Source organism: Variovorax sp. RO1 (genome assembly GCF_002849325.1).
GTDB lineage: Bacteria > Pseudomonadota > Gammaproteobacteria > Burkholderiales > Burkholderiaceae_C > Variovorax.
The window spans coordinates 670,062-694,927 of record NZ_PKMT01000003.1; the positions used below are offsets into that span (position 1 = coordinate 670,062).

Here is a 24,866-nt window from a genome sequence, read left to right on the forward strand (position 1 = left end):
GAGCGAACGAACGTTCCGGATCAGAGATCTTCGGAACCCAGCAGCATCTCGGTGATGCCCATGCCGGCCTTGACCATCGGGAACACGTTCTCGGTGGGGTCGGTACGGAAATCCATGAACACCGTGCGGTCCTTGAGCTTGCGCGCCTCGCGCAGCGCCGGCTCCACGTCTTGTGGACGTTCGATCAGCATGCCGACGTGGCCATAGGCCTCGGCGAGCTTCACGAAGTTGGGCAGCGCGTCCATGTAGCTGTGGCTGTAGCGGCCGGAGTACTCGATCTCCTGCCACTGGCGCACCATGCCCAGGTAGCGGTTGTTGAGCGAGCAGATCTTGATCGGCGTGTTGTACTGCAGGCAGGTCGAAAGCTCCTGGATGCACATCTGCACCGAGCCTTCGCCGGTGATGGTGAACACTTCCGAATCGGGCTTGGCGAGCTTGATGCCCATGGCGTAGGGAATGCCCACGCCCATGGTGCCGAGGCCACCCGAATTGATCCAGCGGCGCGGCTCGTCGAAGCGGTAGTACTGGGCAGCCCACATCTGGTGCTGGCCGACGTCCGACGTGATGTACGTGTCGGCGTCCTTGGTCATGTTCCAGAGGGTTTCGACCACGAACTGCGGCTTGATCACGTCCTTGTTGTCGCGGTCGTACTTGAGGCAGTCGCGCGAGCGCCAGCTCTCGATGGTCTTCCACCAGTCAGCCAATGCGCCGGCATCGGGCTTGGCGGTGCTCTCGCGGATCATCGAGATCAGCTCGGTGAGCACGTCCTTCACGTCGCCGACGATCGGGATGTCGACCTTCACGCGCTTGGAAATGCTCGACGGGTCGATGTCGACGTGAATGATCTTGCGTTCGTTCTGTGCGAAGTGCTTTGGATTGCCGATCACGCGGTCGTCGAAGCGCGCACCCACGGCCAGCAGCACGTCGCAGTTCTGCATCGCGTTGTTGGCTTCGATGGTGCCGTGCATGCCCAGCATGCCGAGGAACTTGCGGTCGCTCGCCGGGTAGGCGCCCAGGCCCATCAGCGTGTTCGTGACCGGGTAGCCGAGCATGTCGACCAGCGTGCGCAGCTCGTTGCAGGCATTGCCCAGGAGCACGCCGCCGCCGGTGTAGATGTACGGGCGCTTGGCCGCCAGCAGCAGTTGCAGTGCCTTGCGGATCTGCCCGCCGTGGCCCTTGCGCACCGGGTTGTACGAGCGCATCTCGACCTTGTCGGGATAGCCACTGTACGGAGTCTTTTTGAAGGACACGTCCTTCGGCACGTCCACCACCACGGGGCCGGGACGGCCGCTGCGTGCGATGTGGAAGGCCTTCTTCATCGTCATGGCCAGATCCTTCGGATCCTTGACGAGGAAGTTGTGCTTGACGATGGGGCGCGTGATGCCGACCGTGTCGCATTCCTGGAAGGCGTCGAGACCGATGGCGGCCGTCGGCACCTGGCCGGAAATAATCACCATCGGGATCGAGTCCATGTACGCCGTCGCGATGCCGGTGACCGCGTTGGTCAGGCCGGGGCCGGAAGTGACCAGGGCCACGCCGACTTCGCCGGTGGCGCGCGCATAGCCGTCGGCTGCGTGGACGGCGGCCTGTTCGTGGCGCACCAGCACATGCTGGATGGTGTCCTGCTTGTAGAACGCGTCGTAGATGTAGAGAACCGCGCCGCCGGGATAGCCCCAGACGTACTGAACGCCCTCGGCCTGCAGTGCCTTGATCAGCACTTCAGCGCCCATGAGTTCTTGCGTGGTGTTGCCGGCGCCAGAGGACGCGGCTGCTGCGGAAGCGAGTTCCGCCTTCGAGATTTCCATGATCAACCTTTGTGTTTTTTCGGGAACGAAAAACCTTGGGTGCCCCTTGCCAGCCCTTGTGGGGCCGCGCCAGGACTTGAGGCCAAAGCCATGAGCGGACTGATGTTCCGCCGGACCGTGACCCGTTTGCCTTTTGACTTGCAACGCGGATTATGACACTACCCGCGCGTTCAGACTCGCTTCAGGTGCCCTGTCTTGGCACAAAGGCATAATCCGCCGCATAAAAACATAAGCGTTCGCCAAACACCCTCCCCACGCGGCGCATCCCGCCGCCCCCTCTCATTTGGCTACTGAACACGAACTCTCCGACTTCCTGAAAAACGTCGAGCGACGGGCCTTCAAGCGCTCGGTCTATCACGTGCGGGACGAAGAAGCGGCACTCGATATCGTGCAGGACAGCATGATGAAGCTGGCGCAGCACTACGGCGACAAGCCTGCCGAGGAACTGCCGATGCTGTTCCAGCGCATCCTGTCGAACTGCACGCTCGACTGGTTCCGCCGCCAGAAGACCCGCCGCGCCCTTTTCTCCAACCTCAGCGACTTCGAACCGGCCGACAACGGCGAAGATTTCGATCTGCTGGAGAACTTTGTCTCGCCAACCGACTCCAGGGAATCGGAGAGCGCCGAAGACACCATCCGCCGCAGCCAGGTCTTTCACGCCATCGAAGAACAGATCGCGGCTTTGCCCGGCCGTCAACGCGAGGCTTTCCTGATGCGTTACTGGGAGGAAATGGACGTCGCAGAGACGGCCGCCGCAATGGGCTGCTCCGAGGGCAGCGTCAAAACCCATTGTTCGCGAGCCGTCCACGCTCTGAGCAAGGCGCTCAAAGCCAAGGGAATATCGCTATGAATACCAAGGTTCCAACCTCTCAATCCAACGCTGCAGAAGACCGCTTCGGCCAACGGCTGGCGGCCCGGCTGTCGGACGGCAATCAAGCGTTGCCGCACGACATCAGCGAGCGTCTGCGCATTGCCCGTTCGCAGGCCGTGGCCGCGCGCAAGCAGGCACCGCAACTGCGCATGGCGCCCGTTGCGGTCCAGGCGGGCCACACGGTCACGCTGGGCGGCAGCTGGTGGACCCGCATCGGTTCCGTGGTGCCCCTGCTCGCCCTGGTGGCCGGCCTGATCACCATCAGCGTGATGCAGGACGACGATCGTGCCAGCGAACTCGCCGAAGTCGACTCGGCCCTGCTGACGGGCGACCTGCCGCCCGCCGCCTACACCGATCCCGGCTTCGCCCAATTCCTGAAGGCCGACAGCGCCTCCGATTGAACACCCACCTCGACCGAATGCGCCGCCGCTCTGTTCTCCGCGCGAAAGCCCTGCTTCCGTTGCGCCCGCTCCAGGCGGGCGTTGTCGTTTGGGCGGGTGCGCTGGCCGCCGCCACTTTCGGCCTGACCCTGGCCGGCGCGCAAACGTTGCCCGACACCACCAAATCCGCCGCGCACGCTGCAGCCGTCCACGGCGCGGCCAGCCCCAAGGCGGTCGCCACGACCAAGCCGCTCTGGAGCGACCTGACCGCCGAGCAGCAGCAGGCCCTGAAGCCGCTGATCACCCACTGGAACACGCTGAACGTCGGACAAAAGCGCAAGTGGCTGGCGCTGTCGCGCAATTACGCCAACATGCCCGCCGACGACCAGGTCACGCTGCACAGCCGCATGATCGAATGGGCAGCGCTGAGCAACCAGCAGCGCGCCCAGGCCCGCCTGAATTTCGCCGAGGTCAAGCGCGTGCCTGCTGATGAGCGCCGGCTCAAGTGGGAGCAATACCAGGCGCTGAGCGAAGAAGAAAAACGCAAGCTCGCCGAGAGCGCACCGCCCAAGCCCCGCGGCGCCGCCCTGCCAGTACGCCCGGTCTCATCGCAAAAACTCGTGCCCGTGCCGGCTGTCACGCCGCCCGGACAGCACACACCCCGCATCGTGCCGGCCACGCTCCCCACGCTCGTGCTGCCGCCGGCGGCCGTCGTGGTGAGTTCGCCTGCTGCACCGGAACGCGCGCCCACACCGGCCAGCGTCATCGCCGTGCCGCCCGCCTCGGCGCCGAGCAGCATCACGCCGCCGCCGGTGCCCGCCGAAGCCCAGGTGCCGGCGCCGTCCGCGGCATCGGCGCCCGCAGCCTCGTCCTCCGCCCCCTGACCGAAGGTTTCGATGGTTTCCAGTTCGCCCGAGGCCTCGGGACCCGGCCAGTCCGCCTCGCCCTCTGCTTCCACTCCCAACGCTCCCGCAGCGCCTGGCCTGTGGCGGCGCATGGCGTGCTGGCTCTATGAAGGCATGCTGCTGTTCGCGGTCGTGTTCGTGTCCGGCTGGCTGTTCAGCACGCTGGGCCAGATGCGCGACGCCATGGACGAGCGGCGACACCTGCTCCAGGCTTTTCTCTTCGTGGTGTTCGGCGTCTACTTCGTCTGGTTCTGGGCCAAGGGCCAGACACTGGCCATGAAGACCTGGAACATTCGCATCGTCGACCGCCACGGCCGGCCCGTCACCCAGGGCCGCGCATTGGTGCGCTACCTGCTGAGCTGGATCTGGTTCCTGCCGCCGCTCGCCGCCATCGCCCCGTTCAAGCTGTCGGGCGGCGAATCGACCGTGCTGATCTTCGGCTGGGTCGCCGTCTGGGCCCTGCTGGCCCGTTTTCACCCCGACCGCCAGTTCTGGCACGACGCCTGGGCCGGTACGCGGCTCATCACCTCCAAGCCGATGAGCCGCTCATGAGTGCCCTGCCCGACCCCGCCGTGAACCCGCAGAAGGCCCGCAAGGGCCTCGAGCGCGTCTGGCATGCCACCCTGATCTCGCTGCACGGCCTGCGCGCCGGCTGGACCGAGCCGGCCTTCCGCCAGGAAGCCATCCTGTCGATGCTCATGATCCCGGCCGCCTTCTGGCTGGGACGCAGCTGGGTCGAGGTCGCGCTGCTCGCCGGCAGCGCCGTCCTCGTGATGATCGTCGAGCTGCTCAACACGGCGGTCGAAGCCGCCATCGACCGCATCGGTCCCGAGTGGCACGACCTCTCCAAGCGCGCGAAGGACATGGGCAGCGCCGCCGTTCTGCTGTCGCTCACGCTGTGCGGCGGCATCTGGGCTGCGGCCCTGTGGCAACGCTTCGTGTCATGAGCAGGTCTGCCGCCTGCGGCATGATCGCAAGATGACTCCTGAATTTTCGATTTGCGTGTATTGCGGCTCTCGTCCCGGCGAGCGCCCCGAGTTTTCCCAGGCCGCCCAGGCCGTGGGCCAATGGATCGGCCAGCACGGCGGCCAGCTGGTCTACGGCGGTGGCCGCACCGGCCTGATGGGCACGGTGGCCGAGGCCACGCGCCTGGCCGGCGGCCGCGTCGTCGGCATCATTCCCAAGGCCCTGGTCGACAAGGAACTGGCCAACCCCCTGTGCAACGAGCTGCACGTGGTCGACACCATGCACGAGCGCAAGGCCATGATGGGCGAGCGCGCCGACGCCTTCCTCGCGATGGCGGGCGGCATCGGCACCTTCGAAGAACTGTTCGAGATCTGGACCTGGCGCCAGCTCGGCTACCACGACAAGCCGACCGGCATCCTCAACACCGCCGGCTATTACGACGGCCTGCTGGGCTTCCTGGCGCACAGCGTGCGCGAGGGTTTCATGGGCGAATGGCAGATGGACCTGGTCCGCACCGGCACCGACGTGCCCGAACTGCTGACCGCGCTGCGCGCCGAAGTCCCCCTGCACCCCCGCGACGACCGCCTGTCAGAGAACCTCTGACCGGAACGAGCCCCCGCCTCATTCCAGCGAACACCGAGGAACCGGCTTTGCCGGGCCTCTGGTGTTGCCCCCGGTAGGGGGTTGGCGTAGCGACACGAAGTGCGCGCAGCCTGGGGGTGAGCCTAACTAGACTGCGTTTTCGTTTTCTTCGCCGGTGCGGATGCGCACGATGCGCTCCACCTCGGTCACGAAGATCTTGCCGTCGCCGATCTTGCCCGTGCGCGCCGAGCTCACGATGGCCTCGATGCAGCGCTCCACGTCGCTCTCGTTGACGACCACTTCGACCTTCATCTTGGGCAGGAAGTCGACCACGTACTCGGCGCCGCGGTACAGCTCGGTGTGGCCCTTCTGGCGGCCGAAGCCCTTGACCTCTGTCACCGTGAGGCCGGTGACGCCCACTTCGGCCAAGGCTTCGCGCACGTCCTCGAGCTTGAAGGGTTTGACGATGGCGGTGATCTGCTTCATGGTTTTTGTGCTCCGGCGGTTTCGTTGAACTTGCTGGTGATAGGGTAACGCCAATCCTTGCCGAAGCTTCGGTGGGTGACCCGGATGCCTACGGGCGCCTGGCGCCGCTTGTATTCGTTGATCCTGATGAGCCGCGCAACCCGCTCGACCACCGCGCGGTCGTAGCCCGCGGCAATGATCTCGTCGATGCCTTCATCGTCCTGCATGTAGCGTGCCAGGATGCCGTCGAGCACGTCGTACGGCGGCAGGCTGTCCTGGTCGGTCTGGTCGGGGCGCAGCTCGGCGCTCGGAGGGCGCGTGATGATGCGCTCGGGAATCGGCGCCGCGCCGGTGCCGTACGGGTCGTGGGCGTTGCGCCAGCGCGCCAGCGCAAACACCGTGGTCTTGAGCAGGTCCTTGATGACCGCGAAGCCGCCCGCCATGTCGCCGTAGAGCGTGCAGTAGCCGGTGGCCATCTCGCTCTTGTTGCCGGTGGTCAGCACGATGGCGCCGAACTTGTTCGACAGCCCCATGAGCAGCGTGCCGCGGATGCGGGCCTGGATGTTCTCTTCGGCCGTGTCTTCGGGCCGCCCCTTGAACTCCTCGGCCAGCGCGGCCTTGAAGGACTCGAAGGCGTCTTTGATCGAAATTTCGTCGTAGCGCACGCCCAGCCGGCCAGCCATATCGCGCGCATCGATCCAGCTGATGTCGGCCGTGTAGGGCGACGGCATCATCACCGCGCGGACCTTGTCCTTGCCCAGCGCGTCGACCGCGATCGCAAGTACCAGCGCCGAGTCGATGCCGCCCGAGAGTCCCAGGATCGCGCCCGGAAAACCGTTCTTGCCGATGTAGTCGCGCACGCCGAGCACCAGGGCGTCCCACAGCTGCGCCTCGGCGTCGCGCGGCGCGGCGATGGCGGCAGGGTCGGCCACGACGGCGACGCCGCCCTGCGCCCCGCGCGCGAGCTCCATGAAGAGCAAGCGTTCGCAAAAGCTCTCGGCCTGCGCGGCCAGTGCGCCATCGGCCTGCAGCGCGAACGAAGCGCCGTCGAACACCACCTCGTCCTGCCCGCCCACCAGGTGTGCGTAGACCAGCGGCAGGCCCACGGCGCACGCGCGGTCGGCCATGCGCGCCACGCGCTCGCCTTCCTTGCCCACGTGGTACGGAGAGGCATTGATCACCGCCAGCACCTCGGCACCACCGGCGCGCGCCAGCTCGGCCGGCGCGTCGAACCAGGCGTCTTCGCAGATCAGCAAACCAACCGACACGCCGCCCGCTTCGAACACGCAGGTGCCCTGCCCCGGCGTGAAGTAGCGGCGCTCGTCGAACACCTGGTAGTTCGGCAGCTCGCGCTTGGCGTAGGTTTCGAGGATGCGGCCTTCCTTGATCACGCTGGCCGCGTTGTGGCGCAGCTGCACGGCCACGGATCGGCTGCGCAGGCTGCCGCCGCTGGGATGCCCCACCACCACGACCATGTCTTTGAGGTCGGCCAGCGCGGCGGCGATGCCTTTCACGGCATCATCACAGGCTTCGGTGAAGGCGGGACGGAGGAACAGGTCCTCCGCCGCATAGCCGGCAATCGAGAGTTCGGGTGTCAGCAGAAGGCGCGCGCCTTGCGCGTAGGCCTCGCGTGCGGCGCCGACGATCTTCTGCGCATTGCCGACGAGGTCGCCCACCACAAAATTGAGTTGCGCGATGGCGAGCTTGAGCGTCATACAGAAGGAAGAAAAAGGCTTGAACGATTATGTCATTCGGGTTCTGGCGTCGCCGTCGGACATCCACCCGCAAGCCTGGAACACACTGCTCGCGGCGCAGCCCGAGCCCTCGCCTTTCATGCGCCACGAGTACCTCGCGGCGATGCACGACAGCGGCAGCGCCTCGCCCGAGCGCGGATGGACGCCGCAGTTCGTCACGCTGTGGCGCGGCGATGTGCTCGAAGCCGCCTGCGCGCTCTACCTCAAGGACCATTCCTACGGCGAGTACGTGTTCGACTGGGCCTGGGCCAACGCCTACGAGCAGCACGGGCTCGCCTACTACCCGAAGGCGGTGGTGGCGGCGCCCTTCACGCCCGTGCCCGGCGCCCGGCTGCTGGCACGCGACGCGCAGAGCCGCACGCTGCTGGTGCAGGGGCTGGTCGCCGTCTGCAAGGAACAGGAACTTTCGTCTCTGCATCTGCTGTTCGGCGCCGACGCCGACATCGCTGCATGCACCGAAGCCGGGCTGATGCTGCGTCATACGGTGCAGTTCCATTGGACAAACACGACCCCTTCGCCGATCGGCACACAGGCCGGCTACGCCGACTTTGACGCCTTCCTCACGAGCCTCTCGCACGACAAGCGCAAGAAGATCCGCCAGGAGCGCCGCAAGGTTGCCGACGCCGGCGTCAGCTTCCGCTGGTCACGCGGCACCGACATCTCGGCTGCTGATTGGGATTTCTTCTACCGCTGCTACGAGCGCACCTACCGCGAGCACGGCAACCCGCCCTACCTCACGCGCGACTTCTTCCAGCGCATGGCCGACACGCTGCCCGAGGCGTGGCTGCTGTTCGTCGCGGAGCGCGACGGGCGCCCCATCGCGACCAGCCTGATCGCACTCTCCACCGACGAAGCCCAGCCGCTGGTGGCCTATGGCCGCTACTGGGGTGCGCTGGAGCGCGTCGACTGCCTGCATTTCGAGGCCTGCTACTACCAGCCGATCGCCTGGTGCATCGCGTACGGCGCGGCGCGCTTCGAAGGCGGCGCGCAAGGCGAGCACAAGATGGCCCGCGCGTTGATGCCGGTGCGCACCACCAGCGCCCACTGGCTCGCGCACCCGTCGTTCGCCGATGCCGTCGAGCGCTTTCTCGAACGCGAGGGCGCCGGCATCGAGAACTACATGGACCACCTCGGCGAGCGCAGTCCGTTCAAGGCGGCCTGAGCGGCCTGGGGGCGCCGGGGGCGCCGGGGGCTGATATAAACCCGCCCGGCACTCAAACAACCACACAACACACAGGGAGCACCGATGCCATTCGTCGGACTGGGACTGCACATCCTCATCGCGCTGTATTTCGCCGTGCATGCCATGCGCCACGGCAAGCAGATCTACTGGCTCATCATTCTTTTCAGCTTTCCGCTGCTCGGCAGCATCGTGTACTTCGTCGTCGAGTACCTGCCCGCCTCGCGCATGCAGCGCACCGCCGGCAAGGTGGCCAGCGCGGCCATCGGCTTCATCGACCCTGAGCGCGAATACCGCGCCGCCGCCGATGCCTACGACCTCGCACCCACAGCGCAGAACAAGCTGCGACTGGCCAAGGCCGCGCTCGACCGCGGTCAGGCAACCGATGCCGTCGGGCATTACCGCGATGCGCTGAAAGGCCCCTTCGCTTCCGACCCTGAGCTGCAGTTCGGCCTGGCCAGCGCCCTGGTCGCCGAAGGCAGCCCGGCCTCGGGCCGCGAGGCCCATCTGGCGCTGCAGGCCCTGCGTGCCACGCGCGACGACTACCGCAAGGACGAGGTCGCCGTGCTGAACGCCCGCGCGCTCGCCGCCGAGGGCCGCACGCCGGAAGCGCGCGAAGCCTTCGAGACTGCGCTGAACACATACAACACGGTGGAAACGCGCGCCCGCTACATCGCGTGGCTGGCGCAACAAGGCGACACAACCGCTGCGCAGCGCCAGTGGGACGAGCTGCAGCAGGCGGCGCGCCACTGGAACTCGCATGCGCGAGGCGTCAACCGCGAATGGATGCGGCTGGCCGGGGATGCGGTCCAGGGCTGACGGCCCGGAGCATCCAGGCCGTCGTTCAAACGAAAGAAATTACTTCTTGTAGGCAGCAATGCCGTCAAGAATTTCCTTCTTGGCAGCGTCGATGCCTTCCCAGCCCAGCACCTTGACCCACTTGCCGGCTTCCAGGTCCTTGTAGTGCTCGAAGAAGTGGCTGATGGCCTTCAGGCGCATCGGGTTCACGTCGTCGACCGACTTCCAGTGGCTGTAGATCGGCAGCACCTTGTCGGTGGGCACGGCCAGCACCTTGCCGTCGACGCCGGCTTCGTCTTCCATCATCAGGATGCCCAGGGGGCGGCAGGGCACGACCACGCCCGGCAGCAGCGGGTACGGGGCAATGACGAGCACGTCGACCGGGTCGCCGTCGCCCGACAGGGTCTGCGGCACGTAGCCGTAGTTGGCCGGGTAGTACATGGCCGTCGTCATGAAGCGGTCCACGAAGATCGCGCCCGATTCCTTGTCGACTTCGTACTTGATCGGGTCGGCATTCATCGGGATTTCGATCACGACGTTGAAGGCGTCGGGGACGTTCTTGCCGGGGGAGACTTTGTCGAAGGACATGACGTTTTTCGAGTAGTTGAAAAGTATGAGACGGATGGGGACAAACCCGGAGTTTACTTTCCGTGTCACGGACCGGTCGCACGCGTGTGTGTTTTTGCCTGTAAATTGCAACCGTTGGCCAATCGGCTCCGCACCTCCGGTGCAGTGAGCTTCGAGGAAGCAACGCGGCGGAGAACATGGTCCCGTACGCGTTGCGCGCAGGGCCCAGGCTGTCCGTCTCCACAAGTCACAACGAACGAATGGAGAAGCTAAGCATGAGCGGCAACACCCCCCTGATTCTTGCCATCGTCTGCGGCCTGGTGGCCGTAGGCTACGGTTTCTGGGCCCGAAGTTGGATTCTCGCCAAGGACCCGGGCAACGCCCGGATGCAGGAAATCGCCGCGGCCATCCAGGCCGGCGCCTCGGCCTACCTCGCCAAGCAATACACCACCATCGCAGTGGTCGGCGTGGTGCTTGCGGTGCTCATCGCCCTCTTCCTCGACCTGACCACGGCCGTCGGCTTCGTGGTCGGCGCAGTGCTCTCGGGCGCCTGCGGCTTCATCGGCATGAACGTGTCGGTGCGCGCCAATGTGCGCACCGCGCAAGCCGCGACCAAGGGCATCGGCCCGGCGCTCGACGTGGCGTTTCGCGGCGGTGCCATCACTGGCATGCTGGTGGTGGGCCTGGGCCTGCTGGGCGTGACGGGCTTCTACTGGTTCCTGGCCGGCAGTGCGCCGAAGGCGGACCACAGCCTTGCGGCCATCCTCAATCCGCTGATCGGCTTTGCCTTCGGCTCCTCGCTGATCTCGATCTTCGCGCGCCTGGGCGGCGGCATCTTCACCAAGGGCGCCGACGTCGGCGCCGACCTGGTGGGCAAGGTCGAAGCCGGCATTCCGGAAGACGACCCGCGCAACCCGGCCGTGATCGCCGACAACGTGGGCGACAACGTCGGCGACTGCGCCGGCATGGCGGCCGACCTGTTCGAGACCTACGCAGTGACGCTCATCGCCACCATGGTGCTGGGTGCGCTGATGGTCACGGCGGCGCCACTGGACGCGGTGTTGTACCCGCTCGCGCTGGGCGGCGTGTCGATCATTGCGTCGATCATCGGCTGCTTCTTCGTGAAGGCCTCTCCGGGCATGGTCAACGTGATGCCGGCGCTCTACAAGGGCCTCGCGGTGGCGGGCGCCCTGTCGCTGATCGCGTTCTGGTTCGTCACGAGCTGGATCATTCCCGACAACGCCATTGCCGCCAGCGGCAGTCAGCTGAAGCTGTTCGGCGCCTGCTTCGTGGGCCTGGCGCTCACGGCCGCGCTGGTGTGGGTCACCGAGTACTACACGGGCACGCAGTACAAGCCCGTGCAGCACATCGCGCAAGCGTCGACCACGGGCCACGGCACCAACATCATCGCGGGCCTGGGCGTGTCGATGCGTTCGACGGCCTGGCCGGTGATCTTCGTGTGCATCGCGATCCTGGCGTCGTATTCGCTGGCTGGCCTGTACGGCATTGCAGTCGCCGCCACGTCGATGCTGAGCATGGCCGGCATCGTGGTGGCACTCGACGCCTACGGCCCGATCACCGATAACGCCGGCGGCATCGCCGAGATGAGCGACCTGCCCGCCAGCGTGCGCGCCGTGACCGACCCGCTCGACGCCGTTGGCAACACGACCAAGGCCGTGACCAAGGGCTACGCCATCGGCTCGGCCGGCCTCGCCTCGCTGGTGCTGTTCGCGGACTACACCCACAAGCTGGAGAGCTTCGGGCTGAACATCAGCTTCAACCTGAGCGACCCGATGGTGATCGTCGGCCTGTTCATCGGCGGCCTGATCCCCTACCTGTTCGGCGCGATGGCCATGGAGGCCGTGGGCCGCGCGGCCGGTGCGGTGGTGGAAGAAGTGCGCCGCCAGTTCCGCGAGATCCCCGGGATCATGGAAGGCACCGGCAAACCCGAGTACGGCAAGGCCGTGGGCATGCTGACCGGCGCGGCCATCAAGGAAATGATGATCCCGTCGCTGCTGCCGGTGGTGGTGCCGATCCTGGTCGGCCTGGTGCTCGGACCGAAGGCGCTGGGCGGCCTGCTGATGGGCACGATCGTCACCGGCCTGTTCGTCGCCATTTCGATGTGCACGGGCGGCGGTGCGTGGGACAACGCCAAGAAGTACATCGAAGACGGTCACCACGGCGGCAAGGGCTCCGAGGCGCACAAGGCGGCCGTCACCGGCGACACCGTGGGCGACCCCTACAAGGACACGGCCGGCCCGGCGGTGAACCCGCTGATCAAGATCATCAACATCGTGGCGCTGCTCATCGTGCCGCTGGTGGTCAAGTTCCACGCCGGCGATGCGGCGGCTGCCGTGCCGGCCAAGGTCGAGACGCCGCCTGCAGTCACGGCACCCGCTGCGACGGCACCAGCAGCCACGCCGGCCGCCACCCTCGCCTCGGCGGCCGTGGTGGCCACCGAAGCCGCGGCGGTGAAGGTCGAGAACGGCATCGTGAAGTTCTACTTCGCGAGCGCCAGCGCCGAGGTCGCGCCCAACGCCAAGGAGGCGCTGTCCGATGTCATCAAGGCCGTGCAGAGCGGCAGCACCGTGCTGGTGAGCGGCTACCACGACGCCAGCGGCGATCCGGCGAAGAACGCCGAGCTGGCCAAGCAGCGCGCCATGGCCGTGCGCGACGCCATCAAGGCGGCAGGCGCGCCCGAGGACAAGATCGAACTCGCCAAGCCCGAGCAGTCGCAGGCCGACGGCCCGGCCTCCGAAGCACGCCGCGTCGAAGTGAAAGTGAAGTCCTGACATGCCGACCGCCGCCCGGCTCGAAGCCTTCATTGCCGCCGTCGAAGGCGGCGCGCATGCCCAGGTCATCGAAGACTTCTATACCGAAGACGCCACCATGCGCGAGAACCAGGCCGAGCCGCGGCGCGGGCGCAGCACGCTGGTCGCACAAGAAAGCGCCGTGCTCGCGCGCACCGAATCGGTGGCGTCGACCTGCGTGCGACCGGTGCTGGTGAACAGCGACCACGTCGCCATCCACTGGATCTTCGAGTTCGCCTTCAAGGGCGGCGGCCGCATGCGCATGGAAGAGATCGCCTGGCAGCGCTGGGACGGCGAGCGCATCGCCGAAGAGCAGTTCTTCTACGACCCGGCGCAGCGCAAGCCGGGCTGAGGATGCGGCGCCCGGACCGCGCGATCCGGGCTGGTTTTATGCAACATTTTCGATGTAACATTGAAACTGTCACATGAACGCACCCACCGCCGCCCCCGATTCCACCGCCCCACAGGACCTCTCCATCGAGGCCCTGGCGGCGCGCACGGGCGTCACGGTGCGCAACATCCGCGCCTACACCACGAGCGGCCTGCTGCCGCCGCCGCGGCTGCAGGGCCGGCTCGGCTTGTACGGCGCCGACCACATCCAACGCCTGGCGCTGATCCGCGAACTGCGCGAACAGGGCTTCGGCATCGAGGCGATCCGCCGCATCTTCACGCGCGCGCCGGCCTCCACCTGGCCCGACCTGCTGGCCGTGGCGCGCTCGGTGTCGGGCAGCCTGTTCGCCGAAGAAACGCCCGTGGTGGTGTCGGCCCAGGCGCTGGCCATCAAGTGGCAAGGCCAGATGACGCCCGCCCTGCTCGGCCGCGCCACCCGCGCCGGCCTCATGCGTGAACTGCCCGACGGCCAGGTGCAGGTGCTGAGCCCGGCACTCGGTCAGGTCGCCGAACAGCTGGCCGCGCTCGGATTGCCGCTCGAAGCGGTCATCGGCATGCAGGAAACCATGGTCCGCACGCTGCGCACCGTGGCGCGGCGCTGGCTGCGCACGCTGGCCGACAGCCTGCTCTCCGGGGACACCCTCGATGCAGGCCGCGCCGCGCAGTTGCTCGAAAAAGCGCGGCCGTTGGCCACAGGGGCGGTGCAGGCCGCCTTTCCCGTGATCCTGCAGCAGGAGCTCGACGCCCTGCTGCACAAGACCGCCTGATGCCGATGACACGCCCTCGCCTCGCCCTTCTTCCGTCCCTGCTGCTGTTGTTGCCTGCCCTCATGGGCGCCGCCGCCTTCGCCCAGCAGCAGGCCCGCGGCGACGCCAACGCCCTGGCGCTGAGCTTCGACGCCGCGCGCCTGCGCATGGTCGAGCGCTCCGACAAGCTGGCCGCCGCGCGCATCGCCGTCGAGGCCAAGGAGCTGCAGAGCGAAGGCGTCAAGCGCCTGGGCGGACCCGTGGTCAGCATCTCGGGGCTGGCCTATGCGTACAACGCGAACCTGAACCTCGATCTCGACCCGCTCAACCAGAAGCTCGGCCAGATCGGCTCGTCGCTGCCGCCATCGATCCAGGGCTTCATCTCGCGCGTGCCGATTCCGCAGCTGCCCAACAGCTACACGCTGAACCGCCACGACACCGGCGCCAACGCCTCGGTGTCGGCTGTATGGCCGCTCTACCTGGGCGGTGCGACCGACGCGGTGCGCGGCTTTGTCTCGGCGCAGGCACGCGAAGCCCAGGCCGATGCCGAACAGGCCGGCCACGAGGTCGACACGCTGCTGGTGCAGCGCTACTTCGGCGCCCAGCTCGCGCAACGCGCCGCCACGCTGCGCCTGCAGGCCGAGCGCACCATCGCGCAGCACGACGCGGCGGCGCAGAAGATGCTCGCGGCCGGCGTGATCTCGCGCGTCGAGCGGCTGCAGGCCAGCGCCGCCTATGAAGAAGCGCGCCGCAACGCCCGCAAGGCCGAGAACGACGCCGCGCTCGCGGGCGTGGCCCTGGCGCGCACCGTGCGCGCCGAGGGCAGCGTCACGCCGCAGACGCCGCTGTTTCTCATCAGCGCGCCGATCGAACCGCTCGGCCACTTCATCGATGCGGCGCTCACGCGGCATCCGGGCCTGGGCAAGGTCGCGGCCAAGAAGGCGCAGGCCGAGCAGCTGCATGAAGGCGAAGAAGCCTTGCGCCGACCGCAGGTCATCGCCTTCGGCACGCGCGAGATCAAGAGCGGCAACGCCGACTGGGTGGCCGGCCTCGGCGTGCGCTGGACGCTGTACGACTCGGTCGACCGCAACGCGCTCTCGGCCGCCTCGCACAAGCAGGTCGAACAGGCCGAGCGCACCGACCTGCAGGCGCGCAGCGACATCTCGCTGCTGGTCGAACGCAACTGGCGCGCGCTGGACAACGCGCGCCGCCAGTACCTCGAGATGAAAGTCTCGGTCGAGCTCGCGCAAGAGGTGGTCAAGCTGCGCACCGCCGGGCTGCGCGAAGGCACTAGCACCACGCTCGACCTGATCGACGCCGAGACCAACCAGGCCAAGGTGCTGACCGAACGCGCGCAGGCCGCCAACGACTACGTGCAGGCGCTCGCGCAGCTGCTCGAGAGCGCGGGCCTGTCCGAGACTTTTTCCGACTACATCGCGCGCGCCGACGTGAAGGTGAACTGACCATGATGAGTGCCAAGACCCGCCGACTGATCGCCATCGCCGCCGCACTGCTTGTGCTGGTGCTGCTCGTCTGGGGCTTCTGGCGCGCCGCGCAACCGGCGCCCGAGGTGTTCCAGGGCCAGATGGAAGCGCGCGAGACCGACGTGGCCGGCAAGGTCACGGCGCGCATCGCCGAAGTGGCGGTGAAGGAAGGCGAGCGCATCCAGGCCGGCGCCCTGCTGGTGCGCATGGACAGCCCCGAGGTGCGCGCCAAGCTGGCACAGGCCACCGCCGCCGAGCAGGCCGCGCAGGCCGTGGCCGACAAGGCACAACACGGCGCCCGCCCGCAAGAAATCGAAATGGCGCGCATGCAATGGCAGCGCGCTGAAACCGCCGCACAGCTCGCGCAGACCTCGTTCCGCCGCGTCGACGGCCTGGCCCGCGACGGCCTCGTGGCCGACCAGAAGCGCGACGAGGCCGAAGCCAACTGGAAGGCCTCACGCGACGCAGCCGTGGCGGCCAAGGCGCAGTACGACATGGCGCGCACCGGCGCCCGCACCGAAGACAAGGCCGCCGCCAACGCCCAGGTGCGGCAGGTGGCCGGCGTGGTCGCCGAGGTGGAAGCGGCCAAGGCCGAGACCGAACTGCGCAGCCCGGTCGCCGGCGAAGTGGCCAAGGTGCTCGCCAAGGTCGGCGAACTCTCACCGCAGGGCGTGGCCGTGGTCACGGTGGTCGACCTGAACGACCAGTGGGTGGTGCTCAACGTGCGCGAAGACCGGCTGGCCCGCTTCGCTCTCGACAAGGAGTTCGACGCGCGCCTGCCGGCCCTGCCCGAAGACCGGCGCACGGCCCGCTTCAAGGTGTACTACAGCGGGGTGCTGCCCGACTTCGCCACCTGGCGCGCCACGCGCGGCGGTGCCGGCTTCGACGTGCGCACCTTCGAGGTCCGCGCCCGGCCGCTCAAGCCGATCGAAGGCGCGCGCCCCGGCATGAGCGTGCTGGTCGACTGAGCCCGAACCCGTCATGAGCCTGCGCGGCTTTTCCACCGCCAGCGCCCGGCGCGAATTCGCGCTGCTGCGCACGCGCCCGTGGGACCTGGCCATGATCTCGTGGGTGCCGCTGCTCGCGGTGTTCCTGATCTGGTGGATTTTCTCGGCCGGCCTGCCCGAGCGCCTGCCGATCGGCGTGCTCGACCAGGACCACTCCGCGCTCTCGCGCCAGCTGGTGCGCTTCCTGGATGCCACGCCGGGCCTGCGCGTGACGCAGCAGTACGCCGACGAGGCCGAGATGCAGCGCGCGCTCACCAGCGGCGCGGTCGATGCGGCGGTGCAGGTGCCGCGCGACCTGAGCCGCGACGTCAAGCAAGGCCGCGTCGGGCAGATCGTGCTGCTGCACAACGCGCAGCTGGGCACGCATTCGAGCCTGATCCAGCGCGACGTGCGCACCGCCGTTGCCACGATGTCGGGCGGCGTCGAACTCGCGGTGCGCAACAAGCGCGGCGAATCGATGAAGGCCGCGCGCGTGAGCATGGACCCGGTCAAGGCCAGCATGGTGGCGCTGTTCAACACCTCGACCGACTACGAGCAGTTTCTCGGTGCTGCGCTCATTCCGGCGCTGCTGCACATCCTCGCGATGACGGCGGGCGCCTGGGCCGTGGGCCGCGAGCTGCGCGACCGCAGCCTGGGCGGCTGGCTCGGCACCGCGCCGCGCTGGCCCGAGGCGCTGGCCGCGCTGGCAGGCAAGCTCGCGCTGCCGTTCGCGAGCCTGTCGGCCGTGGGCATCGCCGCCATGCTGTGGATCACCGCGGGCCGCGGCTGGCACCCGGTCGGTTCGGTGGGCTGGACGCTGTTCGCACTTGTGGTGTTCGTGGCGCTGTCGATCGCGCTCGGCGCCTTCGTGTCCAGCCTCACGCGCTCGCTGCGCACCGCGCTGTCGGCGACCGGATTCATCACCGCGCCGGCCTTCGCGTTCGGCGGCGTGGGCTTTCCGCTGGTCGCCATGCCGGTGCTCGCGCAGCTGTGGGCCAACCTGCTGCCCTACACGCACTACATCCGCGTGCAGATGGAGCAGCTGCAGATGGGCGCGCCCGTGGCGTACTCGGCCGCCACGCCGCTGTGGATGGTGGTGGGCACTGCGGTGCTGCTGGCCATGTCGGCCACGCTGCTGGTGCGCGCGGCCGCTGCGCCCGAGACGTGGGGAGGCCGCTGATGAGCAGCACCTCCCTCCAAGGCTTCGCCGCCGCCTGGCGCGACACGGCGCTCGGTGTGCTGCGCGACAAGGGCGTGCTACTGATCATGCTGCTCGCGCCCATCATCTACGGCTTCTTCTACCCCTGGCCCTACGGCACGCAGGCCGTCACGCGGGTGCCGGTGGCGGTGGTCGACCAGGACCACAGCGGGCTGTCGCGGCAGATCGCGCGCTTCGCGATGGCCAGCCCGCGGCTCGATGTGCGCATGGTCACGTCCGACGTGCACGAGGCGCAGCAGGCGCTGTGGCGCGGCGAGATCGAAGGCTACGCACTGCTGCCGCAAGACCTCAAGCGCAACGTGCTGCGCGGCACCCCGGCAGTGGTGACCATTGAAGGCAACGGCGCCTATGCGCTGCTGAACAAGGCCGTGCTGTACGGCTTCTCGGAGGCGGTGGGCACGGTGTCGGCCGGTGTCGAGATTCGCAAGCTGCAGGCCGGCGGCCAAAGCGCGATCCAGGCGGCGCGCAGCCACAGCCCGCTCAACACGCAGCTCGTGCCGCTGTTCAACCCCACCGAAGGCTACGGCAGCTACGTGGTGCCAGCGGTGGCGCTGCTGATTCTGCAACAGACGCTGCTGATGGGCGCCGCGATGCTGGCCGGCACCTGGGCCGAGGCCCGCCGCCTGCGCGCGGGCATGGGCGCGTGGCTCGGGCGGCTGGGTGCGCTGTCGGGCTTCGGCGTGCTGAGCGGCGTGTTCTATTTCGGCTGGGTGTTCTTTTTGCAGGACTACCCGCGCGGCGGCAATCCGTTCGGGGCGCTGGTGCTTTTGCTGTTCTACGTGCCCGCGATCTGCGTGCTCGGCCTGCTGCTGGGCTGCTGGTTCCGCGACCGCGAGCGCGCGCTGCAGGTGCTGCTGTTCACTGCGTTGCCGATGGCTTTTCTCTCGGGCTTCTCGTGGCCCGTCGAGGCCCTGCCCGCGCCGCTGCAGGCGCTGCGCTGGCTGTTCCCAAGCACGGCAGGCATCCAGGCCTCGCTGCGGCTCAACCAGATGGGCGCGCCGCTGCACGACGTGTTGCCGTACCTCGGGGCGCTGGCGGCGATGGTGGTGGTGGGCCTCCTCGTGCTGTGGGCCGCGGCCACGCCGCGCAAGGCCGAGCAGCAGGTTTAGCGTCGGCTGTCGGCCGCCACGGCGCGCACCAGCCGCGTGGCCGGCGCCACCAGCTCGCGCAGGTCGCCCACGCGGTCCTGCTCGATGGCCTGCAGCACCAGTTCGTTGATGCCGCCCACCACCGTCATCGCCATCTGGCTGCTCATGTGCGCCGCGGGTGTCTCACCTGAATCGCTGCTGTTGATCGCCACCTGGATGAAGTTGGCGATCTCGCCGTTCACGCGCCGCCGCGCCGCCAGGCCCGGCAGGCCCAGCCCCAGGATCTCGACGAACAGCGTGCGCAGCAGCACCGGGTCTTGCGCGAGGTAGTCCATGTACGCGGTCATCGCCTGCTCCACCTGCGTGTGCCAGGGCTGGGCCGGGTCGAAGGCCTCGCTCACGGCCTGCAGGCCGAGCCGGCTGGCCGTTTCGTACAGCGCGATCAGGCACTCGGTCTTGGTGCTGAAGTGCTCGTAGAACGTGCGCCGCGACACAGCCGCCTCACGCACGATGTCGGCGATGGTCGTGTCTGCGTAGCCCTTGGCCGCCACGGCATGCGCCATGCCCTGCAGCAGCCGCGTGTAGTGCTCGCTGGGCGCGCCTTCGGCGGCATCGGGCGTGACGGGTTTGTCGATGGTGGCAGTCATGTCGGATTCATTTTCCTACGCCTCGGTACTTGACAGTACCAGTTCACAATTGCACCATGGCGGCACGCGGTACGGAGTTGTACCAACTTTTGCCCACGACCTCAGGAATTGCCTCCCCATGACCGAACTCGTTGTCCGCCGCCTGCTGATCGACCTGCAACCGCCCTTCTCCCGCGACTGGTGCGGCGGCGATGCCTTTTCGACGGCTTTCTTCAACGCCCTGTCGATGAGCTTTCCCTTCGGCGAGCAGTTCTTCATCGACGCCGTGCGCGACGCCATGGCCACGCTGCCACCGGAGGTGCAGGAGCGTTATCGCGCCGACGTGCGCGGCTTCATCGGCCAGGAGGCGACGCACCGCCGCATCCATTCGCTGTTCAACGCGCACCTCGACCAGCAAGGCCTGGTCGACCGCTGGACTGCGCGCGCCAGCCAGCGCATGGAACTGATGGACGGCGCCGACCCGCGCCACGCGCTGGCCGTGACGGCCGCCACCGAGCACTTCACGGCCATGTTCGCCGAGTGGCTGCTGGCCCGACCCGAGATCCTGGACGGCGCCGAGCCCCGGCTGCGCACGATGTGGCTGTGGCACAGCGCGGAAGAGCTGGAGCACAAGAGCGTCGCCTTCGACATCTACAAGGCCGCGGGCGGCTCCGACGAATGGCGCACGCGCTGGTTCCGCCGCGTGACGGTGATGTTCCTCGGCGACCTGATGCGCCAGACGGTCGACAACCTGCGGCATGAAAAGCAATTGTGGAAGTGGGCCACCTGGAAGAGCGCCGCGCGCATCCTGCTGGGCCGCGGCGGCCTGCTGCGGGGCAATCTCGCGGGCTGGCGCCTGTATCTGCGCAGCGACTTCCATCCCGACCAGCAGGACAGCAGCCTCTCGGCGCGCTGGCTGGCCGACAACGGCGCGCAGTTCACGCCCGTGGGCACTGCTGCGGCAACGTCGGCCTGAGTTCGTCAGTCAGTAGATGCTGGCGCGGTGCGGGTTCAACGCCCCCGCCTGCGTCGGCTGCCCATCGGCGCGCAGCGAGAGATCGTGCAGCGTGTCGAAATCCGACGGGGCGTCGGGCACGCGCATCACCACTTCGAGTTCGTGCATGGAAGCCACCCAGCGGCCGGCCGGTGATTCGGCCGGTTCGTCGTTGGCGAACACGCCGTCACGGATGTAGAGCGTTTCGCCTTCGGGGCGTTCGCCGTGCAGCTCAATCAGGCGTGCGATCGAGAAGTTGTAGGTCACGAGCTTTTCGCGCGTGCGGCGGTCCTTGCCGCCGCAGTTGAACGAGCCCTCGGCCGCGATCACGATGCAGGAGCCGTCCACCCCGCCGTCGATGGCGATCTCGTTGCCCGAGCGCCAGATGGCGTTGGGCAGGCGCACGCGGACCTTGTCGATCACGAGGTCGCGTTGTTTGTTGAGGGCACCCAGCGGCGGCACCAGCGAGCGCAACTGACGCAGGCGCTCGGCGAAGTTGTCGTCCATCAGGAATTCGACGTGGTGCGTGGCGCTGCCAGACGAGCGCTTGACGACCTGCATGACGACGTGGCGCGGCTTGTTCACAGCTCAGGCCCTCCACGCACAGAAAAATCCACGCCCGCTGCGGGGCACCGATCGCCTTCTTGCTGGATTTGAGTGGTCATCGGCTACAAATTAGAACTTTAGATTAAATGCAATTACTTGCATCATTTGTGTCCAACTGTATATCGATTGCGCCCGGGAGGGAAGGCAATCGACGACATGCCGATGAGGCCATGTCGCCAACGCGACGCGGCGTCGTGCTAGGGGTTCAGCTCGACGATGCTTCGGCCTCGAGGGCCTCGTCGAGCGCCTTGCACGACGGTGCGCAGACGGTCTGCGACTTGCCCAGCACCTGGCGCGTGCGCAGCTGCGAACGCACGCGGTGCTTGCCGCACATGAAGCAGGACATCGTGGCCCCGCTGAACGACGCCGAGGCGCGGAACGGAGAGCCCGGCGCCTTCGATTTGTAGCGCAGCCCGTCCGCCACCACTGCCGTTTTCACTTCACCCTTGGCCATGCATCTTGTCCTTGTTCGATTCGTCACCGCGCATGGCGCGGGCAATGGCTTCCTTGGCTGCGCCTTCGGCGGCCAGGGAAACGTCCAGCGCCGAGCGGCAAAGGCCGGCGTGCTGGTAATTCATATTTTCGTAGACCTCGGAGGCGGCCGGATAGGCATCGAGCAGTTGGCCCAATTCGGCACCGGGTTCGACGTCTTCGAATTCATGCACCAGGTGCTCGACCACCGAGCGGTACTGCGCGGCGCCAACCGGCACGGCGCTGTGCTCAAGCCTCTCCAGCAGCTGAGCCAGCACGTGGGTCACTGCCAGATCGGTCTTGGGAGACGGATTTCGGGTCGTGTTCATGGTTTGCATGTGGGGACAGCATACCCCTATGCAAGGGGCGGGTCGCGCCGAAGTGGTTCTGGCGCCCCTCCCTCCTGCGCCGCGCGCATGCGCTGGAGCAGGCTGTGAAGCATTTCGGTCGACAAGCCGTGGATTACCAGCCGGTGCCCGGCCCGCAAGGTCGACAGCGGCACCAGCGGATGCTTGTTGTTGACCAGGATCAGGTGCTCGGGCGCGTTCAGGATCGTCGCCGCGTAGATGCCGATGGTTTCGTCCAGTTGCAAGGAGTTGGCGGCGCGCCAGAAATCGTTGTCGGTCAGCATCAGCTGGTACAGCGGCGTGAACAGCTCGATGGCGCTTTGCAAGTCGAGAAAATTCAGCTTGCCCTGGGGCATGTCTTCCAGCCGCAGCGCCGGCGACTGGATCATCGAGAAATCGACCTGCTCGGCCTTGCACAGCGCCAGCCCCTTGTCGCGCAACGCCGTGTTCAGCCGGATCACGAAGTTGAACAAATTCAGGTCGTGCTTCAGGAACATCTCGTCCTTCAGCGCGTCGATGTCGGCCGGTTCCAGCGGCGACGTGCCCACGGGCGCGGGCGAGTTGCGCCCGATGAAGCTCAGCACCTGCGAGCCCAGGTGAAAGTGCCGCAGGATCAGCCAGTTGGCCTCGGGTGACACGAAGCGCTTGAGCCCCCACGCCAGAAAGCGATGCAGCAGCATCGAGTGCGACCAGTTGCGCGGCACGAACACCTTCACGATCTGGATCAGGATGATCGTCAGCCGCGCGATCGGCCGCAGGAACGGCAGCAGGTACTGGCGCGACGCCGAACTCGAATCGGCCAGCCACGCGGACTTGACGTCGTCGGGCAGCGGCGTGCTCTGGTCGAGGTACAGCGCCAGCCACGGGCTGGGGTCGCGCTCGTCGTGCGTCTGCGTCAGGAAATCAGGGGTTCGATCCATGGGGCATTCGTTCGGTGATGTGCTGGAACTGCATCAGGTACAGCGCGGCCGTGTGGCGCGCGGTGTCGGCAATCTGGCGGGCGGCGCGGGGTTGCCCCTCCACGGCCATCACCATCTCGACCGCTGCGAGCCAGCGGTTCAGGTGGTGCTCGTCGTTGTGGCCGTGGTACTCGAGAAAGCGGAAGGCATCGGGCGGCAGCTTCAGGCTGGCCTTGAGCAGCGGCAACAGCGCCGGCACGATGCGTTGGCCCGTCCCTTCGATGATGTAGATCGCGCCCAGCAGGCCGATCGGGTCGCGCGTGGCGGCCAGCCCGTGCAGGTAGGCGTTGAGCGCCTCGCCGCCCGGGTTGCGGCGCAACTCGTCGATCGACTCGACCGTGCCGCCCGCCTTGCGGTAGTCGCTGAAGAGGATGTTGAAGTCGTTCTGCTCCTCGCCCGCGTGCACGTCGATCAGCGACGACAGCATGCGGTACGGCGCGCTCAGCGAGGCGGCGCCTTCGCGCATCCACAGGCTGCCTTCGCGCACCTGCGGCACCCACTGCTCCATCCAGTTCAGGTAGTCGGGCACGGCAAAGCGGCGCTCGCGGATCTGGCGGATCAGCGGCGTGCGCCACACGCGCGAGCGGTAGTCGTGCCAGATGGCGGCCAGCTCGGTCAGCAAGGCGCCCAGGCCTTCAGGCGCGGCGGCCGGATCGTGCGGTGGCGCGATGACGAGGTCGTCGTCAGGCACGACCGCCGCGGCGCGGGGCGCGATCACGACAGGCGTCGCATCGACGGCCTCGACCTCGAGCAGCATGTACGCCGCCATGAAGCGCCCCGACTCCGGCACGTAGCAGAAGATCTGCTCGCCCGGCTTCAGCGCCTTGGTGTGCAGGAACTCCGCCAGCATCACGAGGATCGATGCCGCGCCGGTGTTGCCGCGCCAGGCCAAATTGCTCCACCAGCGCTCGCGCGGAATCGCCAGGTCGGCCTTGGCCATGAGGTCTTCGACCACCGGGATGAATTTTTCCGACGAGTAATGGCACAGGAAATGGTCAACCCGCTTCGGATCGACCCAGCCGTCGCGCACCAGCCCCGCGTACTCGTGGATGCCGATGTCGAACAGATGCGGCAAGAGGCGAATGTCCTGGCGCAGCGACAGCGCACCGGCCGCCTCGGCTTCGGCCCATGAGCCGAAATCGAGATGACCACGCGCACGGTCTTCGGTGAGGCCGAGCTGCATGCACACCGGGTAGTCGCCCGAGAAGGCGCGCTGGTGCACCCACTTCAGCCTGAGGCGCAGCCCCGGCTTGCCGGCCAGCGCGGGCGTGCCGTCGGACAGCAGCAGCGCGCCCGCGCCATCGGACAGCATCCAGCGCAGGAAGTGCGAGTCGAAATCGGTCTCGTAGCCGCGCGCCGCGAAGCGCGAACGCTTGAACAGACGCGACGGCATTTCGCTCGCCACCGCCAGCGCCGAGCGGTGTGCGCCCAGCTCGATGCCCTGCGCGGCCGTCTGGATCGCCGACACGCCGGCCGCGCAGATGCCGTGCACCGAATGCGTTTCCATCGGCTGTGCTGCCAGCTCGCCCTGGATCATGTTGGCAAAACCGGGCATCAGCGTGTCGCCGCCCGAGGAGCCGCTGGCCAGCAGCGACACGCGCGACAGCTCGGCGCCGCCGCGCTGCAGGCAGTCGCGGATCGCGCCGGCCGCCAGTTGCGCGTTGGTGTGGCGCGTCACGCCCTCTTCGTCGATCGCGTAGTGCCGCGTGAGGATGCCGTTCTCGGCCAGGATGCGGCGCTTGATGCGCTCCGACATGCGGTTGAGCGGCGCGATGTACGCGTCCATGCGGTCGTTGGGAACTGGCTCGCCGGGCATGAAATAGCCGGCGCTTTCGAGGTACACGCGTTGGAATGAAACGGGCATGGG

26 protein-coding genes are annotated in these 24,866 nt (G+C 67.5%); 16 read left to right on the forward strand and 10 right to left on the reverse strand.

The annotated features are described in order from the left end of the window. Positions 1-20 precede the first annotated feature (20 nt). Positions 21-1,805, reverse strand: a complete 1,785-nt coding sequence (locus tag CY658_RS20105; protein WP_101491934.1) for an acetolactate synthase 3 catalytic subunit — start codon at positions 1,803-1,805, stop codon at positions 21-23. Positions 1,806-2,088: 283 nt separating this feature from the next. Between CY658_RS20105 and CY658_RS20110 the strand changes: the two genes are divergently transcribed. Genes CY658_RS20110 through CY658_RS20135 form a run of 6 tightly spaced genes read left to right on the forward strand, consistent with a single transcriptional unit; the run spans position 2,089 to position 5,530 of the window. Continuing rightward, positions 2,089-2,655 carry an RNA polymerase sigma factor gene (locus CY658_RS20110; protein ID WP_101491849.1) on the forward strand — a complete coding sequence of 189 codons (567 nt, stop codon included), beginning with the start codon at positions 2,089-2,091 and terminating at the stop codon, positions 2,653-2,655. After that, positions 2,652-3,077, forward strand: a complete 426-nt coding sequence (locus tag CY658_RS20115) for a DUF3619 family protein (RefSeq protein ID WP_101491850.1) — start codon at positions 2,652-2,654, stop codon at positions 3,075-3,077. Before CY658_RS20110 ends, CY658_RS20115 begins: the two co-directional genes overlap by 4 nt. 59 nt (positions 3,078-3,136) lie before the next feature. Then, a complete protein-coding gene (locus CY658_RS20120) occupies positions 3,137-3,940 on the forward strand; it encodes a DUF3106 domain-containing protein (protein WP_257884934.1) in 804 nt (267 codons plus the stop codon). 12 nt (positions 3,941-3,952) lie between these two features. Continuing rightward, on the forward strand, positions 3,953-4,513 hold the full coding sequence (locus CY658_RS20125) for an RDD family protein (protein ID WP_101491852.1): 561 nt from the start codon (positions 3,953-3,955) through the stop codon (positions 4,511-4,513). Then, complete coding sequence (locus CY658_RS20130; RefSeq protein ID WP_101491853.1) at positions 4,510-4,908, forward strand: diacylglycerol kinase; 399 nt, start codon at positions 4,510-4,512, stop codon at positions 4,906-4,908. The genes CY658_RS20125 and CY658_RS20130 overlap by 4 nt, the downstream gene beginning before the upstream one ends. Positions 4,909-4,939: 31 nt before the next feature. Then, positions 4,940-5,530, forward strand: a complete 591-nt coding sequence (locus tag CY658_RS20135) for a TIGR00730 family Rossman fold protein (protein ID WP_101491854.1) — start codon at positions 4,940-4,942, stop codon at positions 5,528-5,530. A 126-nt stretch (positions 5,531-5,656) separates the two neighbouring features. On the opposite strand, the gene CY658_RS20140 is transcribed toward CY658_RS20135, so the two are convergent. After that, positions 5,657-5,995: a P-II family nitrogen regulator gene (locus CY658_RS20140; protein WP_056580191.1), complete on the reverse strand. Its 339-nt coding sequence runs from the start codon at positions 5,993-5,995 to the stop codon at positions 5,657-5,659. Next, the gene (locus CY658_RS20145) at positions 5,992-7,689 is read right to left on the reverse strand and encodes an NAD+ synthase (RefSeq protein WP_101491855.1); all 1,698 of its coding nucleotides are present in this window, start codon (positions 7,687-7,689) and stop codon (positions 5,992-5,994) included. Before CY658_RS20145 ends, CY658_RS20140 begins: the two co-directional genes overlap by 4 nt. A gap of 19 nt (positions 7,690-7,708) precedes the next feature. Between CY658_RS20145 and CY658_RS20150 the strand changes: the two genes are divergently transcribed. After that, entirely contained in the window at positions 7,709-8,890 is a 1,182-nt protein-coding gene (locus CY658_RS20150) for a GNAT family N-acetyltransferase (protein WP_101491856.1), read from the forward strand. An 84-nt stretch (positions 8,891-8,974) separates the two neighbouring features. Then, positions 8,975-9,727, forward strand: a complete 753-nt coding sequence (locus CY658_RS20155; RefSeq protein WP_101491857.1) for a hypothetical protein — start codon at positions 8,975-8,977, stop codon at positions 9,725-9,727. A gap of 39 nt (positions 9,728-9,766) precedes the next feature. Here CY658_RS20155 and ppa read toward each other — a convergent pair whose 3' ends face one another. Then, entirely contained in the window at positions 9,767-10,294 is a 528-nt protein-coding gene (ppa, locus tag CY658_RS20160; protein ID WP_056518061.1) for an inorganic diphosphatase, read from the reverse strand. 254 nt (positions 10,295-10,548) lie between these two features. Here ppa and CY658_RS20165 point away from each other — a divergent pair, with 254 nt between their 5' ends. The 7 genes from CY658_RS20165 (at position 10,549) to CY658_RS20195 (ending at position 19,017) form a co-directional block, all read left to right on the forward strand. Next, positions 10,549-13,065 (forward strand): sodium-translocating pyrophosphatase, encoded by a 2,517-nt coding sequence (locus tag CY658_RS20165; RefSeq protein WP_101491858.1) that lies wholly within the window; start codon positions 10,549-10,551, stop codon positions 13,063-13,065. Between the two features lies 1 nt (position 13,066). Next, positions 13,067-13,435, forward strand: coding sequence for a nuclear transport factor 2 family protein (locus CY658_RS20170; RefSeq protein WP_101491859.1), 369 nt, complete (start codon positions 13,067-13,069; stop codon positions 13,433-13,435). Positions 13,436-13,508: 73 nt separating this feature from the next. Beyond that, positions 13,509-14,240, forward strand: a complete 732-nt coding sequence (locus tag CY658_RS20175) for a MerR family transcriptional regulator (protein ID WP_101491860.1) — start codon at positions 13,509-13,511, stop codon at positions 14,238-14,240. Positions 14,241-14,245: 5 nt separating this feature from the next. Then, positions 14,246-15,682 carry a TolC family protein gene (locus tag CY658_RS20180; RefSeq protein ID WP_257884935.1) on the forward strand — a complete coding sequence of 479 codons (1,437 nt, stop codon included), beginning with the start codon at positions 14,246-14,248 and terminating at the stop codon, positions 15,680-15,682. A gap of 2 nt (positions 15,683-15,684) precedes the next feature. Next, a complete protein-coding gene (locus CY658_RS20185; RefSeq protein WP_101491862.1) occupies positions 15,685-16,671 on the forward strand; it encodes an HlyD family secretion protein in 987 nt (328 codons plus the stop codon). Between the two features lie 13 nt (positions 16,672-16,684). Beyond that, positions 16,685-17,869: an ABC transporter permease gene (locus CY658_RS20190; RefSeq protein ID WP_101491863.1), complete on the forward strand. Its 1,185-nt coding sequence runs from the start codon at positions 16,685-16,687 to the stop codon at positions 17,867-17,869. Then, positions 17,869-19,017: an ABC transporter permease gene (locus CY658_RS20195; protein WP_257884936.1), complete on the forward strand. Its 1,149-nt coding sequence runs from the start codon at positions 17,869-17,871 to the stop codon at positions 19,015-19,017. Before CY658_RS20190 ends, CY658_RS20195 begins: the two co-directional genes overlap by 1 nt. On the opposite strand, the gene CY658_RS20200 is transcribed toward CY658_RS20195, so the two are convergent. Further along, positions 19,014-19,643, reverse strand: coding sequence for a TetR/AcrR family transcriptional regulator (locus tag CY658_RS20200; protein ID WP_101491864.1), 630 nt, complete (start codon positions 19,641-19,643; stop codon positions 19,014-19,016). The two genes, CY658_RS20195 and CY658_RS20200, sit on opposite strands and share 4 nt — an antisense overlap. A 118-nt stretch (positions 19,644-19,761) precedes the next feature. On the opposite strand from CY658_RS20200, the gene CY658_RS20205 reads away from it, so the two are divergent. Then, positions 19,762-20,598 carry a metal-dependent hydrolase gene (locus CY658_RS20205; protein ID WP_101491865.1) on the forward strand — a complete coding sequence of 279 codons (837 nt, stop codon included), beginning with the start codon at positions 19,762-19,764 and terminating at the stop codon, positions 20,596-20,598. Positions 20,599-20,607: 9 nt separating this feature from the next. Here CY658_RS20205 and CY658_RS20210 read toward each other — a convergent pair whose 3' ends face one another. The 5 genes from CY658_RS20210 to CY658_RS20230 all read right to left on the reverse strand — a co-directional run bounded on the left by CY658_RS20210 (position 20,608) and on the right by CY658_RS20230 (position 24,863). After that, positions 20,608-21,201, reverse strand: coding sequence for a hypothetical protein (locus CY658_RS20210; protein WP_101491866.1), 594 nt, complete (start codon positions 21,199-21,201; stop codon positions 20,608-20,610). Positions 21,202-21,427: 226 nt separating this feature from the next. Then, on the reverse strand, positions 21,428-21,676 hold the full coding sequence (locus tag CY658_RS20215) for a hypothetical protein (protein ID WP_056580179.1): 249 nt from the start codon (positions 21,674-21,676) through the stop codon (positions 21,428-21,430). Beyond that, a complete protein-coding gene (locus tag CY658_RS20220; protein ID WP_101491867.1) occupies positions 21,663-22,031 on the reverse strand; it encodes a hypothetical protein in 369 nt (122 codons plus the stop codon). The genes CY658_RS20215 and CY658_RS20220 overlap by 14 nt, the downstream gene beginning before the upstream one ends. 17 nt (positions 22,032-22,048) lie before the next feature. Continuing rightward, positions 22,049-22,960, reverse strand: coding sequence for a DUF6999 family protein (locus CY658_RS20225; RefSeq protein WP_101491868.1), 912 nt, complete (start codon positions 22,958-22,960; stop codon positions 22,049-22,051). After that, positions 22,944-24,863, reverse strand: a complete 1,920-nt coding sequence (locus CY658_RS20230) for a StlD/DarB family beta-ketosynthase (protein ID WP_101491869.1) — start codon at positions 24,861-24,863, stop codon at positions 22,944-22,946. The genes CY658_RS20225 and CY658_RS20230 overlap by 17 nt, the downstream gene beginning before the upstream one ends. Between the last annotated feature and the right edge of the window lie 3 nt (positions 24,864-24,866).

What these genes read in the sequence shown, in the direction of transcription:
- CY658_RS20105 (WP_101491934.1), bottom strand. Translation starts at nt 1,805, where the DNA reads ATGGAAATCTCGAAGGCGGAACTCGCTTCCGCAGCAGCCGCGTCCTCT.
- CY658_RS20115 (WP_101491850.1), top strand. Translation starts at nt 2,652, where the DNA reads ATGAATACCAAGGTTCCAACCTCTCAATCCAACGCTGCAGAAGACCGC.
- CY658_RS20125 (WP_101491852.1), top strand. Translation starts at nt 3,953, where the DNA reads ATGGTTTCCAGTTCGCCCGAGGCCTCGGGACCCGGCCAGTCCGCCTCG.
- CY658_RS20130 (WP_101491853.1), top strand. Translation starts at nt 4,510, where the DNA reads ATGAGTGCCCTGCCCGACCCCGCCGTGAACCCGCAGAAGGCCCGCAAG.
- CY658_RS20135 (WP_101491854.1), top strand. Translation starts at nt 4,940, where the DNA reads ATGACTCCTGAATTTTCGATTTGCGTGTATTGCGGCTCTCGTCCCGGC.
- CY658_RS20140 (WP_056580191.1), bottom strand. Translation starts at nt 5,995, where the DNA reads ATGAAGCAGATCACCGCCATCGTCAAACCCTTCAAGCTCGAGGACGTG.
- CY658_RS20145 (WP_101491855.1), bottom strand. Translation starts at nt 7,689, where the DNA reads ATGACGCTCAAGCTCGCCATCGCGCAACTCAATTTTGTGGTGGGCGAC.
- CY658_RS20155 (WP_101491857.1), top strand. Translation starts at nt 8,975, where the DNA reads ATGCCATTCGTCGGACTGGGACTGCACATCCTCATCGCGCTGTATTTC.
- ppa (WP_056518061.1), bottom strand. Translation starts at nt 10,294, where the DNA reads ATGTCCTTCGACAAAGTCTCCCCCGGCAAGAACGTCCCCGACGCCTTC.
- CY658_RS20165 (WP_101491858.1), top strand. Translation starts at nt 10,549, where the DNA reads ATGAGCGGCAACACCCCCCTGATTCTTGCCATCGTCTGCGGCCTGGTG.
- CY658_RS20170 (WP_101491859.1), top strand. Translation starts at nt 13,067, where the DNA reads ATGCCGACCGCCGCCCGGCTCGAAGCCTTCATTGCCGCCGTCGAAGGC.
- CY658_RS20175 (WP_101491860.1), top strand. Translation starts at nt 13,509, where the DNA reads ATGAACGCACCCACCGCCGCCCCCGATTCCACCGCCCCACAGGACCTC.
- CY658_RS20180 (WP_257884935.1), top strand. Translation starts at nt 14,246, where the DNA reads ATGACACGCCCTCGCCTCGCCCTTCTTCCGTCCCTGCTGCTGTTGTTG.
- CY658_RS20185 (WP_101491862.1), top strand. Translation starts at nt 15,685, where the DNA reads ATGATGAGTGCCAAGACCCGCCGACTGATCGCCATCGCCGCCGCACTG.
- CY658_RS20190 (WP_101491863.1), top strand. Translation starts at nt 16,685, where the DNA reads ATGAGCCTGCGCGGCTTTTCCACCGCCAGCGCCCGGCGCGAATTCGCG.
- CY658_RS20195 (WP_257884936.1), top strand. Translation starts at nt 17,869, where the DNA reads ATGAGCAGCACCTCCCTCCAAGGCTTCGCCGCCGCCTGGCGCGACACG.
- CY658_RS20200 (WP_101491864.1), bottom strand. Translation starts at nt 19,643, where the DNA reads ATGACTGCCACCATCGACAAACCCGTCACGCCCGATGCCGCCGAAGGC.
- CY658_RS20205 (WP_101491865.1), top strand. Translation starts at nt 19,762, where the DNA reads ATGACCGAACTCGTTGTCCGCCGCCTGCTGATCGACCTGCAACCGCCC.
- CY658_RS20215 (WP_056580179.1), bottom strand. Translation starts at nt 21,676, where the DNA reads ATGGCCAAGGGTGAAGTGAAAACGGCAGTGGTGGCGGACGGGCTGCGC.
- CY658_RS20220 (WP_101491867.1), bottom strand. Translation starts at nt 22,031, where the DNA reads ATGCAAACCATGAACACGACCCGAAATCCGTCTCCCAAGACCGATCTG.
- CY658_RS20225 (WP_101491868.1), bottom strand. Translation starts at nt 22,960, where the DNA reads ATGGATCGAACCCCTGATTTCCTGACGCAGACGCACGACGAGCGCGAC.
- CY658_RS20230 (WP_101491869.1), bottom strand. Translation starts at nt 24,863, where the DNA reads ATGCCCGTTTCATTCCAACGCGTGTACCTCGAAAGCGCCGGCTATTTC.